Annotated in this window: 1 protein-coding gene and 1 pseudogene; one reads left to right on the top strand and one right to left on the bottom strand. The window is 65.8% G+C overall.

Annotation, left to right across the window (positions count from 1 at the left end; all coding sequences use genetic code 11):
• Nucleotides 1-781, bottom strand: a pseudogene (locus tag JV551A3_RS11790) (transglycosylase SLT domain-containing protein); the annotation flags it as partial.
• A 157-nt stretch (nucleotides 782-938) separates the two neighbouring features.
• Here JV551A3_RS11790 and JV551A3_RS11785 point away from each other — a divergent pair.
• A partial coding sequence (locus JV551A3_RS11785) for a TatD family hydrolase (protein WP_205125944.1) occupies nucleotides 939-1,389 on the top strand: 451 nt, incomplete at its 3' end.

Below are 1,389 nucleotides of genomic sequence, written 5' to 3'. Positions count from 1 at the left end.
TGGCCAGCAACTGCGGTGCATCGTGCCCAACATACCAACGCATGGCTTGCGGCGCCCCCAGCTGCACGCGGCTGTCCAGGCGCAGGCGCGGCATCACCCGGGCCCAGCGCCGGGCGATCGGCTGCTCGACCATGGTCAGGTGATAGATGCCGGCCTGGACCATTTCCAGCACGTCCTCCACCGCCAGGGTCGAGTCGACCCACTCAACCTTGATCGGTGCGCGCTTGCGCAGCGCCAGTTGCTGGTTGATTTGCTGGATCAACGGGCCGGCGGCACTGGCGCTGGTCAGGGCCACGGTACGCCCGGACAACTGCTCGACATGGCTGAAGCTGCGCTCGCCCTTGCGCCCCACCAGCAGCAACTGCACACGGTCGAGCACCGGTGCGCTGCTGCTGACCCCGCGCACTACAGCGGGGTCCAGCAGCTCGCCCGGCGCGGCCAGGTCACCCTCGCCACGGGCCAGGGCGCCCAACAGTTGCTCCTTGGCACGCGGGATCAGCTTGAGCTGGATCTCCTGGCCGTCGGCGGCGCGGGCATTGAGATAATGTTCCAGGGCACGCAGGCGATAGTATTCGATGCCGACCGGCTCACCCTTGACCTCACCGGAGCTGTTGCGGCTCTGGTTGACCAGCACCCGCAGCACCTGGCTGGCGCGAATCTGTTGCAGGTCACGGACCTTGGCCGGCGCAATGTTCTGCTGCGGGCCTGGCGCGCGCGCGTGGGCAGGCCCGGGCAAGGTCAGCCCAAGCGTCAGCAGGAAAATGAGCCAGCATCGCTGCATGCGAAACGTGTCCGTGGTCGGTGGGCGGCATCCATGGGGTTGCACCGCCAGGAGAGAAATGACGGTAAAAGACCACGGCAACAGCATGAAGTTCTTGGTTTTTTCAGAAAAACACGGTTTTTGTTATGCTGGCCGCCCCGCGGCACGAGGTAGCACCATGCAACTGATCGATATCGGCGTCAACCTGACCAACAGCAGTTTCCACGACCAGCAGGCGGCAATCGTCGAGCGTGCCCTCGAAGCCGGGGTCATGCAGATGGTGCTCACGGGCACCAGCCTGGCGGTCAGCGAACAGGCGCTGGAGCTTTGCCAGCAACTGGATGCCAGCGGCGCGCACCTGTTCGCCACCGCAGGCGTGCACCCCCACGATGCCAAGGCCTGGGATGCCGGCAGCGAGCGCCAGTTGCGCCAGCTGTTGAGTGAACCACGGGTACGCGCCGTGGGTGAATGCGGCCTGGATTTCAACCGCGACTTCTCGCCTCGCCCACTCCAGGAAAAAGCCCTGGAGGCACAGCTGGCGCTGGCTGCCGAGCTGCGCCTGCCGGTGTTCCTGCACGAACGCGACGCCAGCGACCGCCTGCTGGCGATCCTCAAGGATTACCGCGACC

Origin of the sequence: Pseudomonas inefficax, from assembly GCF_900277125.1 — a bacterium.
Lineage (GTDB): Bacteria > Pseudomonadota > Gammaproteobacteria > Pseudomonadales > Pseudomonadaceae > Aquipseudomonas > Aquipseudomonas inefficax.
The sequence above is the reverse complement of the archived record's forward strand: the minus strand, read 5'-3'. Positions and strand labels throughout refer to the sequence as shown.